This window comes from Mycolicibacterium sarraceniae, from assembly GCF_010731875.1.
In the GTDB taxonomy this organism is placed as follows: domain Bacteria; phylum Actinomycetota; class Actinomycetes; order Mycobacteriales; family Mycobacteriaceae; genus Mycobacterium; species Mycobacterium sarraceniae.
In genome coordinates this window covers 1,546,420-1,561,582 of sequence record NZ_AP022595.1, presented here as the reverse complement: position 1 = coordinate 1,561,582, position 15,163 = coordinate 1,546,420, and the positions used below count along the sequence as shown (strand labels likewise).

Here is a 15,163-nt window from a genome sequence, read left to right as displayed (position 1 = left end):
GCTCGCTTCCCTACTCGCCTCGCATCTGCTGCTCAGCGGTCGCAGCCGCACCGAGCACACTCCTCCAAAGGAGAATTTCATCCTTGTCCCGTGACCCGAGGTGTTGGCCCTCGAAAATATGATGAGTCAGGAGGTAGAGCAGCGCTTTGAGCACCGGGGCATCGTTGAGACTCCCGCCGTCGGGAGCAAACAGCGAACGGTAGCGACTGTTGAGCCACAACGTCTTGGCGGGATGGTCTACGTCAATGAACTCTCCGCTAGGCAGGCGCTTCCATTTGACATCGACAGCCTCTCCGTCGATGAACGACAGCTCACTTCCGATCCGCTTGCGAACAGCGGGCGCAATGCCTTTATCGGGCCTGATGACCGGCTTGCGCTGACGCTTCCGCTTGTTCGCGTCGGTGTAGATCGACTCTGCGTCCTGAAGGAAGGCCATGAAGGTCGTGCCGTCTGTGGCTTCGGCCTTGTTGATGGCGTCGTGAAAGACGGGCTCGAACTTCAGCCCACTCTTCTCGGGGTTCATGGTCACAAATGGACCGACGGCGCCACTGTCTTCGAGCACTACCCGCGCTAGCTGACGCGCCGGTGTAGGAGTCGCGGTGTCCGACCAGCCTCCAATCTGCAGCAGTCGGTCGTTCCGGTAGATGTAGAACCCCTGGAACTGCTCACCGGTCTTCGAGCCGATCCGAAAGCCTGTGACATCGGACTTAGCTGGCCAGATGTGGCATGTGAGTTTCACACGTGCCTCGCCAGCAGTGGCTATGAGGTTTTTGGGGTATCCGGGATGCCCGGACGTGACGTAGCCGAACGGGTCAATCGGCAGGAGAGGAACACCCGGGCCAGTGATTGCCTCTCCGAGTTCGTCAATGAGCACGTCAATGTGCAGCCGCTTGGCCGCAAGCAGCCGGTGAAATGTCACTCCGAGGTGCGATCTGAGTGCCTCTGTGCGCGAAGACAGCCAGCCACGCGCCTCCCCCTCATTGCGGCCTCGGTACGCGTTGCGAACATCTGTCCAGACGATCGACGTTCCGTTCAGCGATCCGAGGATGCTCTGTCGATCGGCAGCGCGCTCTGCGGCGACATCGGAAGCCAATACCTCGCAAGTGAAGTCTTTTGAAAAGTCTGCACGGCGAATGCGCCGTCCGACCGAGGTTGCGCCGTAACTCGTGGACCAAACAGTCAAGACATCACTATGTCCGAACGACGCCGCCTTAAGGCCCATCCCGAAATGACCAAGGTCGCCGTCGGAGTAGTCGCGTTGGTGGCCGATAGTCATTGCGGCGTTGGCCGCCGCGGCATCCATACCTTTGCCGTTGTCGAGCACCTCCACTTGATTGAGGCGATCGTTCCGGGTTAGGAGTCGGATCGATACACGCGACGCGTCGGCATCAATGCTGTTGTCGACCAGGTCGGCGATCGCCGACTCCAAAGTATGGTTCGCGCCAAGACTTTTGACGAGTCCGGCGTCAGGAGCCAGTTTGATCCGTTCGACGACGTCATTTGTGCCCGTCACCGTTCGATGATCTTCTTCGCGCCGCCAGGGGACCGACACGACGCGTGCCGGATGACCTCCCCGATCGTCTCACCCCGTTCGTCTGCGATGGCATTCGATGCCATCGCATCCCCGCCGTACCACCCCTCATATCGACCGCGTTCGACCAACGGCAGCGATTCCTCAATGCACTTGCGCTTCAACCTAGCCCTCGACTCACACCGAGCATGGAGCCAGCTGGCCCACCCGCGAATACGTACCCAGAGAAGTCCGACCGCGCCGTCATGGCCCACCTCGCCCCCCTCGAACGACTATCTCCACACGATCCGCAGCACGATCCGGATCGTCATGCTCCCAGATACGAAGCACCTCCCACCCAAGATCCGCGAGATACGCATCCGTCTCCCGGTCGCGCTCTACGTTGCGGGCCAGCTTCGTCGCCCACCACGCCGCGTTGCTTTTTGGGACGGTCTTGTGGACGGGACACCCGTGCCAGAAGCAACCGTCGACGAACACGGCAACCTTCTGCCGAGGAAACAGGATGTCGGCGCGCCTGCGTGGTAGGCCCGGCAGAACAGCATCAACGCGATAGCGAAGGCCACGTGCGTGCAGGATCCGGCGTAACGACCACTCAGCTTTCGTGTCTCTCGAGCGTTGCCGAGACATCCGCAGCGACGTACGAGCGTCAGTGATCGGCTCGAACAATGCTCAGGCCTGCTCGAACAGGGAAAGCATGCCGCCCCACTTACCCAGATCAGCCGCAGGAATGGCAAACGTCGCGTACGGGCAGTCATCAGCCAGACACAGCCCGCCCATGAAGAGATTTACGCCACTGAGGACGAGTTCGTCTGCTAGGTCCTTTGGCCGCATGATCCGAAGCGCAGGTCCCGTCAACACGGCAAAGTCGAGCACTCGCGCATCACGAGTCAGGAATACGTGCGCACCAATCGACTGAGCCTCGAGGAGGAGATCGAGGTCGGCGCCTGCCGGAATCCCCGTCACAGACCCGACCGGTGCTACCTCGCGATCCGATGGCGCGGGAACACTCCAGTCTCCGTACTGGAACGCCAAGCTCGCGGCCAGCGCATCAATCGCTGGCCCTCGAGTGGCAAGGAACCGCTCGGAGCGTCGCCTCGCCTCGGTGCGCGATCTCGATGTCACGATGAATCGAATATCCCTAAGCATCCATATGTTCAGGACGGTGCCGAGCGCCAACAATCGTTCCTCATAGCCTTCGTCGACGCGCATATCCTCGTCGTCGAGTAGCTTCCCACCGTGCGGCTGGAGGTCCATCAGCACGTTTGAATCGAGAGCGATGACCAGTGGGCCGTGGTGGCCGGTCGGCAACAACTCCGACATAGCCAAATAGCAGAAGCGCAAACCCCCGTCTTCAGTTCCCTCGTGCAACACGCACTCGAGCCTACGAGCTGTCGCAGCCTGCGAGTACAGTCCGGCTGGCGAGTCTCACCGAAGCGGCGGCAACTTGTCATGCGAGCCGGCTAGAGTTGCCTGTCATGATGGGAGGCCGGTCGCCTGCGGATGCTGATATTCGCGTGCTCGACCTGTTCAGCGGTGCTGGCGGTCTCAGCGCTGGCTTCTGTTCGGAATCAACGCGGTTCAGCACGCTGCGTGCGATTGAACACGACAAGGCAGCCGCGGCCACGTACGCCGAGAACCACGATCCGGAGACGGTATTCGCTGGCGGGATCGAGGAATGGCTTAAGGCTGAGGACCCGCCCGAAGCTGACATCGTGATCGGCGGCCCTCCGTGCCAAGGTTTTTCTGCACTTGGGAAGCAAGAGAAGCTCGACGAGCGGAACCAATTGTGGCTTCGCTACGCCGAGACGATCCGGAAGTCGAAGCCGAAGTACTTCGTGCTTGAGAACGTTCCCCAGTTCTTGAGCTCCGTCCAACTGACCCGCTTCAAGCGCCAGTGCCAGCCGAGTCAACCCCTCGGCGCGTACACCTTTCAAGCACAAGTTCTGAACGCCGCTGACTACGGTGCCGCCCAGATTCGCAGGCGTGTCATCCTAATCGGCCACCACCGCGATCTACCGTTTCCAGACTTTCCGTTGGAGACACATCGAAAGGTCGCCGACGACTGCCACCAAGAATGGCGCACTCTTGGCGAGGTCCTCGGTGACCTTCGACGAGCCGTGACTGAAATTGATCTTCCCAGCCGCACCATAGAAGTGAGTGGAACCCTGCTGCCCGGCGCATTCAAAACGAGCGAGCTTCACCTGACCAGGCATTACGAGCAACTTTCGATAGACCGATTCCGCTCCATTCCGGCTGACGGCAACCGATTCGACATCCCCGAAGACCTGCTGTCCGAGTGTTGGAAGAAGCATGTGAGCGGCTCTGGTGATGTGATGGGCAGGCTGAACTTCGATAAGCCCTCGGTAACCATTCGTACCGAGTTTTTCAAGCCCGAGAAGGGTCGTTATTTACACCCGACCGCGCACCGTGCGATAACCCACCATGAGGCCGCGAGGATCCAGGGGTTTCCCGACGACTACAAATGGGTCGGATCGAAGGTGGCCATTGCCCGACAGATCGGCAACGCCGTCCCACTTCCCCTCGCTCGAGCGATCGGAGCCCACCTGGCGCGGCTCTTCTAGGGTGTCGCACGCGTGACGCTGATCAAGCAAAGCTCAGAGCCAGGTTCCGCGTCCCCACGCCACTACACATTGGGTGATCGCGGGATCGGCTGCATTGAGCAGGTGAGCTGGCGCACGAAGTGCACCGGCTGTGGGACATCGCGGCCGTGCGCGAGAACGCGAATCGTCACTTTGCGATGAATCTGCTCAGCGGGCGAGGCACCGGTGTTTCAGTATTGGGGTTGCGCTGGCAGGTCAGGCCGGTGCGCCGTCGAATCGGGGATATACCTCCCGAAGTCCCCGATCGTGTCGAAACGGCGACTCCCTGTCAGCTCACGAAGAAACGCCCACCAAACACAAAGGTCACGACCCATTTCTGGTTCGTGACCTTTGTGCCCGGAGTCCGTAGAACTCCTCATTGTGGGCGAAGGGGGACTTGAACCCCCACGTCCCGAAGGACACTGGCACCTGAAGCCAGCGCGTCTGCCATTCCGCCACTCGCCCAAAACAACCGGAGGAGCGTATCACGCTGCAGGGGGTGAGTTTCAACTCGCGCCCGCGGCTCCGACCAGCCTAGCGACCGCCGTCACACCCCCACGGTCGAGCCGCTGACCTGCTGTAACGAGATTCTCAGAATTCTCATGGTGACGTGGCGTCGACCTGGGCCGATACCATCAGGGGACGGCATAGGCGGCCATGACACGCGGCGAACTCGAGGTAGGCGGTGAGATGAGTAACCAGAAAGGCCTGGTTCAACGCATCGAGCGCAGACTCGAGAACACTGTGGGCGATGCCTTCGCCCGGGTATTCGGCGGATCAATCGCGCCGGCTGAGGTAGAAGCGGCCCTGCGGCGGGAAGCCTCCGCTGGCATACAGACACTGTCGGGCAAACGATTTTTGGCCCCCAATGAATACGTCATTACTCTCAGCGCATCTGACTTTGCGAAGGTCAGCGCCGATCGCGATCTCACCACGGTCTCTTTTGCCAGACACTTGAGCGGATACATCCGAGATCAGGGGTGGCAAACGTATGGTGATGTGGTTGTCAGGTTCGAGCACTCGCCGAGTCTGCACACCGGTCAATACCGTGCGCGCGGCGTCGTGAATCCGGACGTCGACCCCCACCCATCCTTAGCCAGCACCGCCCCACCAGAATCGAACCAGGCGTACACCGCAGAACCAGGAGTACCAGCGATGACCGACAACCCCACCTACCGCGGCGACCAGGGTCAGGGGCGGCCCGGCGACGACTACTACGACGAGCGCTACCCGCGCCCGGAAGAACCGCGGCCCGCCGCCCCCGAACAGCGCGGCCCGTATCCGCCCGAGCAAGGCGGCTACGCACCCCCGAGCGAGCAGAGCTACGGCCAGCGTCCAGGTGGCGGCTACCCCGAGCAGGGCGGCCACCCCGAGCAGGGCCGCTACCCAGGCGGCCAGGGCTACGAGCAGCGTCCCCCCGCTGGCGGGGGATACGGCCAACCTGCCAGTGGCCAGGGCGGCTACCCCGGCGATCAGGGCTACCGCCAGGGCCCGCCCCCCGGCTACGGCGCTCCGTCCTACGGCCCTCCGCAGGGTGGCGGTTACCCACCCCAGGCACCGCCGGCCAGTGACTACGACTACGGCCGTGCGCCAGGTCGGCACGAGGATGCCGGTTACGGCCGGCCCGAGTCCCGCCCCGCCTACCCGGATCAGGGTGGCTACGAGCAGGGCGGCTACGCCCAGCCTGTCGGCGGTTACGGCCGTCAGGACTACGGCCAGCCCGAGTATGGCCGCGGTTACGAACAGGGCGGCTACGCCGAGCCTGCAGGCCGTGATTACGACTACGGCCAGCAAGGTGGCGGCTACGGCGGCTACGCGCAGCCGTCCGCGCCGGGCGAGTACCCCTCCACCGGACATGCCGTCACCCTGCAGCTCGACGACGGCAGTGGGCGCACCTATCAGCTGCGCGAAGGGGCCAACGTCATCGGCCGTGGCCAGGACGCCCAGTTCCGGTTACCCGACACCGGGGTATCCCGGCGGCATCTGGAGATCCGGTGGGACGGCCAGGTCGCGCTATTGTCCGACCTGAATTCCACCAACGGAACCACGGTGAACAACGCACCGGTGCAGGAGTGGCAGCTGGCCGACGGCGACGTCATCCGGCTCGGTCATTCCGAGATAATCGTCCGCGTCCACTGAGGTAGGCGGGCCGCCGCTTGGTTGATGCGGGAGTGGCTTCACCCGCGCACCCGCCCGGCGTCCCAAGTATCGTGACGGTGCCGAAGTCGGCCCGGGGCCTGCTGGTATCGCGGGAACGGCAAGCAGGGCACGAGGACGGAGAGGACGCCGGATGCAGGGACTGGTACTGCAGCTGACGCGCGCCGGCTTCCTGCTGCTGCTGTGGTTGTTCATCTGGTCTGTGCTGCGCATTCTGCGTAGCGACATCTATGCCCCCACCGGGGCGGTGATGGTGCGCCGGGGCCTGGCGCTACGCGGCGCCTTGTTGCCGTCGCGCCAGCAGCGCGGCACCGCCCGCTACCTGGTGGTGACCGACGGGGCGCTGGCCGGGACCCGGATCTCCCTGGGCAGCCAGCCGGTACTGATCGGCCGCGCGGATGACTCCACATTGGTGCTCACCGATGATTACTCCTCCACCCGGCACGCCCGGCTCTCGCAGCGTGGTTCCGACTGGTACGTGGAAGACCTAGGATCGACCAACGGCACATACCTCGACAGGGCGAAGGTGACGACGGCAGTACGCGTTCCGATTGGCACGCCGATTCATATCGGCAAGACGGTGATCGAGTTGCGCCCGTGACCCTTGTCCTGCGCTATGCCGCCCGCAGTGATCGCGGCCTGGTGCGCGCCAACAACGAAGACTCCGTGTATGCCGGTGCCCGGCTACTGGCACTGGCCGACGGGATGGGCGGGCACGCAGCCGGCGAGGTGGCCTCGCAGCTAGTGATCGCTGCGCTGGCCCACCTCGACGATGACGAGCCCGGCGGCGATCTGCTGAGCAAGCTCGACGACGCCGTACACGAAGGCAATTCGGCCATCGCCGCGCATGTCGAGCTGGAGCCCGAGCTCGAGGGCATGGGCACCACCCTGACCGCAATCCTGTTCGCGGGCAACAGACTTGGGCTCGTCCACATCGGTGACTCGCGCGGATATCTGCTGCGCGACGGCGAGCTGGCGCAGATCACCAAGGACGACACATTTGTGCAGACCCTCGTCGACGAGGGCCGGATCACCGCCGAAGAGGCACACAGCCACCCGCAACGTTCGCTGATCATGCGGGCGCTCACCGGCCACGAGGTGGAGCCCACGCTGATCATGCGGGAAGCCAAGGAAGGCGACCGCTATCTGCTGTGCTCCGACGGTCTGTCCGACCCGGTCAGCCAGGAGACCATCCTGGAGGCCCTGCAGATCCCCGACGTCGCCGAAAGCGCCGACCGGCTGATCGAGCTGGCGCTGCGCGGCGGTGGCCCGGACAACGTGACCGTGGTGGTGGCCGACGTCGTCGACCACGACTACGGCGGCCAGACACAGCCGATCCTGGCCGGGGCGGTCTCCGGTAACGACGACCACGTCGCGCCGCCGAACACCGCCGCCGGTCGTGCCTCAGCGATCACCGCCCGGCCGCCCGCCGCCAAAAGGGTGGTCGCCGAACCCGAACCTCCGCCCAAGCCGCGCTCACGCCGCCGGGTGATCATCGCCGTCGCGGTAATCCTGCTGCTGGCGCTCGCCGGACTTGCGGTGGGCCGCCAGATCATCCGCAGTAACTATTACGTGAGCGCCCACGACGGCACGGTGGCGATCATGCGCGGTGTCGAGGGTTCGATCCTGACCTTCCCGCTGCAGGAGCCCTATCTGTTGGGCTGCCTCAACGACCGCAACGAGCTGTCCCAGATCAGCTACGGCCAACACACCGGATCACGGGGCTGCCAGCTGATGCGGCTGCAGGACCTGCGCCCGTCCGAGCGTGCGCAGGTGACGGCCGGGCTGCCCGCCGGCAGTCTCGACGATGCGATCGGACAACTGCGGGAGCTGGCGCACAGCTCGCTGCTCCCGCCGTGCGCGCCGCCGCCGAGCAGTACCCCGACCACTACTGCGGCACCGACGCCCGCCCCGACTCCGGCTCCGAGCGCATCCCCCGCGCCGGGGCCGTCGCCGATGCCGGCCCCTCCCGCGTCGAAATCCGAGCCCGTGCCGACGTCCGCACCGCCACCAACCTCCCCGCCGCCGACTTTGAGCGCGACCCTGACGCCACCGCCGCCGACCGTCACGCAACTGCCCGCCGCGCCACAGAAACCGGGCACCGACTGCCGGGCGGCGGCATGAGCACCCAACCGCAGGCACCCGTCACGCTGGCACCGATAACACCGACTCGGCGCAATGCCGAACTGGCGCTGCTGTGCTTCGCCACACTGATCACCGTCGTGGCACTGCTGATCGTGGAGGCCAACCAGGAGCAGGGCATCAGTTGGGATCTGGCCAGTTCCACACTCGCCTTCCTCACCCTCTTCGTCTGCGCGCACCTAGCCATCCGGCGCTTCGCCCCCTACGCAGACCCCGTGTTGCTGCCCGTCGTCGCATTGCTCAACGGCATTGGCCTGGTGCTGATTCACCGCCTTGACCTGATCGGTGGCGCGCTGACATCGGAGCGCGGTCCCAGCGAAGAGCAGCAGATGTTGTGGACCCTGGTCGGGGTCGTGGGCTTCTCACTGCTGGTGGTCTTCCTCAAGGATCACCGGATCCTGGCCCGCTACGGCTACACCTTCGGACTGGTCGGCCTCGTGCTGCTGGCGATTCCGGCCCTGCTGCCCGCTCGCTTCTCCGAGACCAACGGCGCCAAGATCTGGATTCGCTTCCCGGGCTTCAGCATTCAGCCTGCCGAGTTCTCCAAGATCCTGCTGCTGATCTTCTTCGCCGCTGTGCTTGTCGCCAAGCGTGATGTGTTCACCAGCGCCGGCAAGCACTTCCTGGGCACCGACGTACCGCGCCCGCGTGATCTCGCCCCGCTGCTGGCGGCGTGGGTCGTCTCCGTCGGTGTCATGGTGTTCGAGAAGGATCTGGGCACCTCCCTGCTGCTGTACGCCTCGTTCCTGGTGATGGTGTATGTCGCCACCGAACGGTTCAGCTGGGTGGTGATCGGCCTGACCCTGTTCGCCGCGGGCAGCGTGGTCGCCTACTACCTCTTCGGCCATGTGCGCGTCCGGGTGCAGACGTGGCTGGATCCATTCGGCGATCCCGAAGGCGCCGGCTACCAGATGGTGCAGTCGCAGTTCAGTTTCGCCACCGGCGGCATCTTCGGCACCGGGCTGGGCAACGGCCAGCCGGGCACCGTCCCGGCCGCCTCGACCGACTTCATCATCTCCGCGGTCGGTGAGGAACTGGGCCTGGTCGGCCTGGCCGGCGTTCTGATGCTCTACACGATCGTGATCGTGCGCGGGCTGCGCACCGCGATCGCCGTACGGGACAGCTTCGGCAAGCTGCTGGCTGCCGGGCTGGCCTCGACGCTGGCGATCCAGCTGTTTATCGTCGTCGGCGGGGTCACCGGCCTGATCCCGCTGACCGGCCTGACCACCCCATGGATGTCCTACGGCGGCTCGTCGCTGGTGGCGAACTATCTGCTGCTGGCGATCCTGGTCAAGATCTCGCACGCCGCGCGTCGCCCGATCATCACGAACCCGCACGCGTCGATCGCGGCCTCCAGTACCGAGGTGATCGAGCGGGTATGAACACTTCACTGCGCCGGATATCGGTGATGATCATGGCGTTGATCGTGCTGCTGCTGCTCAACGCCACGATCACGCAGGTCTTCAAGGCCGACGGCTTACGCGCCGATCCACGCAATCAGCGGGTGCTGCTCGATGAGTACTCCCGGCAGCGCGGCCAGATCACCGCGGGCGGGCAGCTGCTGGCGTATTCGGTGTCCACCAACGGCCACTACCGATTCCTGCGGGTGTATCCGAATCCCTATGTGTACGCACCGATTACCGGCTTCTACTCGTTGCGTTACTCCAGCACTGGGCTCGAGCGCGCCGAAGACAGTGTCCTCAATGGTTCGGATCAGCGACTGTTCGGGCGGCGGCTGGCCGACTTCTTCACCGGCCGGGACCCGCGCGGCGGCAACGTCGACACCACGATCGTGCCGCGGATCCAGCAGGCCGCCTGGGAGGCCATGCAGCAGGGCTGCACCGGCGGGTGCCGCGGCGCGGTGGTGGCCATCGAGCCGTCCACCGGCAAGGTGCTGGCGATGGTGTCCTCGCCGGGGTACGACCCCAACCTGCTGGCCACCCACGACACCGAGCAGCAGGGCACCGCGTGGCAGCAGCTGCGCGACGACCCGGCCTCGCCGCTGACCAACCGCGCCATCGCTGAGACGTTCCCGCCGGGGTCCACCTTCAAGGTGATCACCACCGCGGCCGCGCTGCAGGCCGGGGTCACCGATACCGATCAGCTCACCAGCGCCCCGCAGATCCAACTGCCGAACAGCACCGCCACCTTGGAGAACTACGGCGGCTCCCCGTGTGGCAGTGGCCCGACGGCGTCGCTGCGTGAAGCGTTCGCCCGGTCCTGCAATACAGCTTTCGTGGAACTCGGTATCCGGGTGGGCGCCGACGCCCTGCGCAGTGCGGCGCAGGCGTTCGGGTACGACAGCCCACCAGCGCCGATCCCCTTGGACGTGGCGGAGTCGACGATGGGCCCGATGTCCGACGCCGCCGCGGTGGGAATGTCGAGCATGGGCCAGAAAGACGTGGCGGTGACACCCTTGCAGAACGCGTTGGTGGCGGCGGCGATCGCCAATTCCGGTGTGATGATGCAGCCGTACCTGGTGGACAGCCTTAAGGGACCGGACTTGTCCAACATCACCACCGCGGCCCCTCAGGAACAGCGGCGCGCCGTTTCGCAGCAGGTCGCGGCTAAAATGACGGATTTGATGGTCGGCGCCGAGCAGATGACCCAGCAGAAAGGGGCGATTCCCGGCGTGCAGATCGCATCGAAGACGGGCACCGCTGAGCACGGCACCGACCCCCGCAACACCCCGCCGCACGCCTGGTACATCGCGTTCGCGCCGGCCCAAAGCCCCAAGGTGGCGGTGTCGGTGCTGATCGAAAACGGTGGCGACCGGCTGTCAGCTACCGGCGGTGCACTGGCCGCCCCGGTCGGTCGGGCAACGATCGCAGCTGCACTGCAGGGGGCATCGTGACCGCCCCCAGGCGAGCGAAGCGAGGCGAGCAATGACCCCCCGCGTAGGAGTGACGCTGTCGGGCCGCTATCGCCTGCAGAGGTTGATCGCCACCGGCGGTATGGGCCAGGTGTGGGAGGCCGTCGACAGCCGGCTGGGACGCCGGGTCGCGGTCAAGGTGCTCAAGGCGGAGTTCTCCTGCGACCCCGAGTTCATCGAGCGGTTCCGCGCCGAGGCGCGCACCGTCGCGATGCTCAACCACCCCGGCATCGCCGCCGTCCACGACTACGGCGAAACCGATATGGACGGTGAAGGCCGCACCGCCTACCTGGTGATGGAACTCATCAACGGTGAACCGCTGAATTCGGTGATCAAGCGCACCGGCCGGTTGTCGCTGCGGCACGCGCTGGACATGCTCGAGCAGACCGGCCGCGCCCTGCAGGTAGCCCACGCCGCCGGCCTCGTGCACCGCGACGTGAAGCCCGGCAACATCCTCATCACGCCGACCGGTCAGGTGAAGCTCACCGATTTCGGTATCGCCAAAGCCGTCGACGCCGCCCCGGTCACCCAGACCGGAATGGTGATGGGCACCGCCCAGTACATCGCGCCCGAGCAGGCACTAGGTCACGACGCCACCGCCGCCAGTGACGTTTACGCACTCGGAGTTGTTGGCTACGAAGCGGTTTCGGGCAAGCGGCCGTTCGTCGGTGACGGCGCCCTGACGGTTGCGATGAAGCACATCAAGGAAACGCCTGCGCCACTGCCGGCCGACCTGCCGCCCAATGTGCGCGAGCTGATCGAGATCACCCTGGTGAAAAACCCGGGCATGCGCTATCGCAATGGCGGGCAGTTCGCCGATGCCGTCGCCTCCGTGCGCGCCGGCCGCCGCCCCCCGCGGCCCAACTCTTCGCCGACCATCCGGGCGACGCCCGCGGCTATCCCCGGCAGCTCACCTCGGATGCCGGCCGCCGCCCCCGCCACCGGAATGCGCCCCCGCGCCAATACTGGTAGCCACCGCCCGCCGCCACCGCGGCGCACGTTCTCCTCGGGTCAGCGGGCCCTGCTGTGGGCCGCTGGCGTACTCGGCGCGCTGGCGATCATCAGCGCGATCCTGATCGTCCTCGCCGACCGCAAAGACAGCACGCCGGTTCAGCGCACCGAGACCGAGACCGTGCAACCGCCCCTGACGCCCCGCTCGGCTCCCACCGGTTGGACGGACGGGCCGCTCACCGGTAATTCTGGAGGAGAGATCGGGACGATCCGTTTCACGGCTGCCAGCATGGCTATTCCTGCGCTGGCCCCGCCCGACCGAAACGACGAGAAACCGCAATGACCACCCCACAGCACCTGTCCGACCGCTACGAGCTGGGAGAGATCCTCGGCTTCGGTGGCATGTCCGAGGTGCATATGGCCCGCGACACCCGCCTGCACCGGGACGTCGCGGTCAAGGTGCTGCGCGCCGACCTGGCCCGCGACCCCAGCTTCTACCTGCGGTTCCGGCGGGAGGCGCAGAACGCCGCCGCGCTGAACCACCCCGCGATCGTGGCCGTTTACGACACCGGTGAGGCCGACACCGGCAGCGGCCCGTTGCCCTACATCGTCATGGAGTACGTCGACGGCGTCACCCTGCGCGATATCGTCCACACCGACGGGCCGATGCCGTACCGCCGGGCCATCGAGGTCATCGCCGACGCCTGTCAGGCACTGAACTTCAGCCACCAGCACGGCATCATCCACCGCGACGTCAAGCCGGCCAACATCATGATCTCCAAGACCGGCGCGGTGAAGGTGATGGACTTCGGCATCGCCCGTGCGCTGGCCGATGCCAACAACGTCACGCAGACGGCAGCGGTGATCGGCACCGCCCAGTACCTATCCCCAGAACAAGCCCGCGGCGAGAAGGTCGACGCTCGCTCCGACGTCTACTCGCTGGGCTGCGTGCTCTACGAGATGCTGACCGGAGAGCCGCCGTTCGTCGGTGATTCGCCGGTGGCGGTGGCCTATCAGCATGTCCGTGAGGATCCGGTGCCACCGTCCACCAAGCATTCGGGCATCTCTGCGGAGCTGGACGCCGTGGTGCTGAAGGCGCTGGCCAAGAACCCGGATAACCGCTATCAGACCGCCGCCGAGATGCGTACGGATCTGGTTCGGGTGCACAACGGCGAAGCCCCCGAGGCGCCGAAGGTGTTCAGCGCCGCTGAGCGGACGTCGCTACTCAACGCGCCCGCGGCGCCCTCTCGCCGCGATGACACCGACGAGATCCCCCGGACGGGCAACTTCGTCGAGAACGATCGCGCAGGCGGCTCGATCGGCCGCTGGCTGATCGCGGTGGCGGTACTGGCCATCCTGACCGTCGTCGTCACCATCGGCATCAACATGGTCAGCGGAAACCCGCGCAATCTGCAGATTCCGGACGTGCGGGGCCAGGCCACCGCCGATGCGATCGCGGCGTTGCAGAACAAGGGTTTCAAGATCCACACCAACCCGAAGACCGATAACACCGTGCCACCGGACAAGGTGATCGACACCGATCCGCCCGCCAACTCCATGGCCAGCGCCGGGGATGACATCGCCATCAACGTGTCGGTCGGTCCGAAACAGGTCGAAGTGCCCGACTGCACCGCACTGTCGGCCAGCGATTGCACACAGAAACTCAAAGACACTGGGTTCAGCAAGTTCAAGCAGACCAACTCGACGTCCAAGCCCGAGGACAAGGACCGGGTGCTGCAGACTGTCCCGCCGGCCAACCAGCTGTCGGCGATCACCAACGAGATCACGATCGTCATCGGGACCGGACCGCAGAACGCCGAGGTTCCGGTGGTCTCCGGACAGACCGTCGACGTGGCCAAGCAGATCCTCACCGCGTCCGGCTTTCTGAACACCGTGCCGGTGCCGACGGATAGCACCGAGCCAGCCGGAGAGGTGGTCGGAACCGATCCCCCGAACGGGCAGACGGTGCCTCAGGACACTCCGATCCAGATCAAGGTCTCGAAGGGCAATCAGTTCGTGATGCCGGACCTCAAAAATCAGTTCTGGATCGACGCCGAACCCAACCTGCGTGCGCTGGGCTGGACCGGGCCGTTCATCAAAGGCCCCGACGTCCAGAACAGCGGGGTCCGCAGCAACGGCGTGGTCACTCAGAGCCCGCCGGCAGGCGCAGCGGTGAACTTCGGGGCGACGATCACCCTCAGCTTTGCGTCGTAGCTAGGGAGGGCTCCCCGCCGCCGCCACCGAGGGCGTGCCGCACCGTGTCGGCGACCTCTTGTTCGAGGCGATGAACCAGGGTCTCCTCAGGCGCCTGTCCGCAGTACCCCAGCCAGTTGGCCAATATCCGGTGGCCGCCCTCGGTCAGGATCGACTCGGGGTGGAATTGCACCCCGTGGATGGGCAGCCCGACGTGGCGCACCGCCATGATGACGCCGCCCTCCGTACGGGCCGTCACCTCCAGCTCGGCCGGCACGGTCTCGGGAAGGATCGTCAGCGAGTGGTAGCGAGTCGCCGTGAAGGGGTCTGGAAGTCCCTGCAGTACACCGATATTGGTGTGATGCACAGTGCTGGTCTTGCCATGCAGCAACTCGGGCGCACGGTCGACCGTTCCGCCGAACGCGACGCCGATCGCCTGATGACCCAGGCACACACCCAGGAGCGGCGTCGCGGCGGCGGCGCACGCGCGAACCAGTGGGATCGAGGCACCCGCCCGCTCCGGTGTACCCGGGCCCGGGCTCAGCAGCACCCCGTCGAAGTCGGCAGCGACCTTGTTGATCTCGGCCTCTCCGCCTAACCGCACGTCATCGTTCCGCCAGACTTGCGCGTCCACACCCAGTTGGCCCAAATACTGGACCAGGTTGAACACGAAGCTGTCGTAATTGTCGACGACCAAGACCTGCACCAGGTCAGATT

At 65.3% G+C, this 15,163-nt stretch carries 12 protein-coding genes and 1 tRNA gene; 8 read left to right on the top strand and 5 right to left on the bottom strand.

The annotated features are described in order from the left end of the window. Nucleotides 1–10 precede the first annotated feature (10 nt). From G6N13_RS07965 to G6N13_RS07955, 3 genes are all read right to left on the bottom strand, one after another. Complete coding sequence (locus G6N13_RS07965) at nucleotides 11–1,513, bottom strand: ATP-binding protein (protein ID WP_163696022.1); 1,503 nt, start codon at nucleotides 1,511–1,513, stop codon at nucleotides 11–13. 261 nt (nucleotides 1,514–1,774) lie between these two features. Next, a complete protein-coding gene (locus G6N13_RS07960; protein WP_163701865.1) occupies nucleotides 1,775–2,158 on the bottom strand; it encodes a very short patch repair endonuclease in 384 nt (127 codons plus the stop codon). A gap of 42 nt (nucleotides 2,159–2,200) precedes the next feature. Next, nucleotides 2,201–2,851 carry a hypothetical protein gene (locus tag G6N13_RS07955; protein WP_163696021.1) on the bottom strand — a complete coding sequence of 217 codons (651 nt, stop codon included), beginning with the start codon at nucleotides 2,849–2,851 and terminating at the stop codon, nucleotides 2,201–2,203. A gap of 155 nt (nucleotides 2,852–3,006) precedes the next feature. Here G6N13_RS07955 and G6N13_RS07950 point away from each other — a divergent pair, with 155 nt between their 5' ends. Next, on the top strand, nucleotides 3,007–4,113 hold the full coding sequence (locus G6N13_RS07950; RefSeq protein ID WP_163696019.1) for a DNA cytosine methyltransferase: 1,107 nt from the start codon (nucleotides 3,007–3,009) through the stop codon (nucleotides 4,111–4,113). Nucleotides 4,114–4,513: 400 nt separating this feature from the next. On the opposite strand, the gene G6N13_RS07945 is transcribed toward G6N13_RS07950, so the two are convergent. Continuing rightward, nucleotides 4,514–4,596, bottom strand: a tRNA-Leu gene (locus G6N13_RS07945). A 225-nt stretch (nucleotides 4,597–4,821) separates the two neighbouring features. Here G6N13_RS07945 and G6N13_RS07940 point away from each other — a divergent pair. The 7 genes from G6N13_RS07940 to pknB all read left to right on the top strand — a co-directional run bounded on the left by G6N13_RS07940 (nucleotide 4,822) and on the right by pknB (nucleotide 14,467). Beyond that, on the top strand, nucleotides 4,822–6,270 hold the full coding sequence (locus tag G6N13_RS07940; protein WP_163696017.1) for an FhaA domain-containing protein: 1,449 nt from the start codon (nucleotides 4,822–4,824) through the stop codon (nucleotides 6,268–6,270). 151 nt (nucleotides 6,271–6,421) lie between these two features. Then, the gene (locus G6N13_RS07935) at nucleotides 6,422–6,889 is read left to right on the top strand and encodes an FHA domain-containing protein FhaB/FipA (RefSeq protein WP_163696015.1); all 468 of its coding nucleotides are present in this window, start codon (nucleotides 6,422–6,424) and stop codon (nucleotides 6,887–6,889) included. After that, nucleotides 6,886–8,412 carry a PP2C family protein-serine/threonine phosphatase gene (locus G6N13_RS07930; protein WP_163696013.1) on the top strand — a complete coding sequence of 509 codons (1,527 nt, stop codon included), beginning with the start codon at nucleotides 6,886–6,888 and terminating at the stop codon, nucleotides 8,410–8,412. Before G6N13_RS07935 ends, G6N13_RS07930 begins: the two co-directional genes overlap by 4 nt. After that, nucleotides 8,409–9,812 carry a peptidoglycan glycosyltransferase RodA gene (locus G6N13_RS07925; RefSeq protein WP_163701863.1) on the top strand — a complete coding sequence of 468 codons (1,404 nt, stop codon included), beginning with the start codon at nucleotides 8,409–8,411 and terminating at the stop codon, nucleotides 9,810–9,812. Before G6N13_RS07930 ends, G6N13_RS07925 begins: the two co-directional genes overlap by 4 nt. After that, nucleotides 9,809–11,284, top strand: a complete 1,476-nt coding sequence (gene pbpA, locus G6N13_RS07920; RefSeq protein ID WP_163696012.1) for a D,D-transpeptidase PbpA — start codon at nucleotides 9,809–9,811, stop codon at nucleotides 11,282–11,284. The genes G6N13_RS07925 and pbpA overlap by 4 nt, the downstream gene beginning before the upstream one ends. 31 nt (nucleotides 11,285–11,315) lie before the next feature. Beyond that, on the top strand, nucleotides 11,316–12,596 hold the full coding sequence (locus tag G6N13_RS07915) for a protein kinase domain-containing protein (protein WP_163696009.1): 1,281 nt from the start codon (nucleotides 11,316–11,318) through the stop codon (nucleotides 12,594–12,596). Further along, nucleotides 12,593–14,467, top strand: a complete 1,875-nt coding sequence (gene pknB / locus G6N13_RS07910; protein ID WP_163696007.1) for a Stk1 family PASTA domain-containing Ser/Thr kinase — start codon at nucleotides 12,593–12,595, stop codon at nucleotides 14,465–14,467. The genes G6N13_RS07915 and pknB overlap by 4 nt, the downstream gene beginning before the upstream one ends. On the opposite strand, the gene G6N13_RS07905 is transcribed toward pknB, so the two are convergent. Next, nucleotides 14,451–15,152 carry an aminodeoxychorismate/anthranilate synthase component II gene (locus G6N13_RS07905; RefSeq protein WP_163696004.1) on the bottom strand — a complete coding sequence of 234 codons (702 nt, stop codon included), beginning with the start codon at nucleotides 15,150–15,152 and terminating at the stop codon, nucleotides 14,451–14,453. The genes pknB and G6N13_RS07905 overlap by 17 nt on opposite strands. Nucleotides 15,153–15,163: the final 11 nt, after the last annotated feature.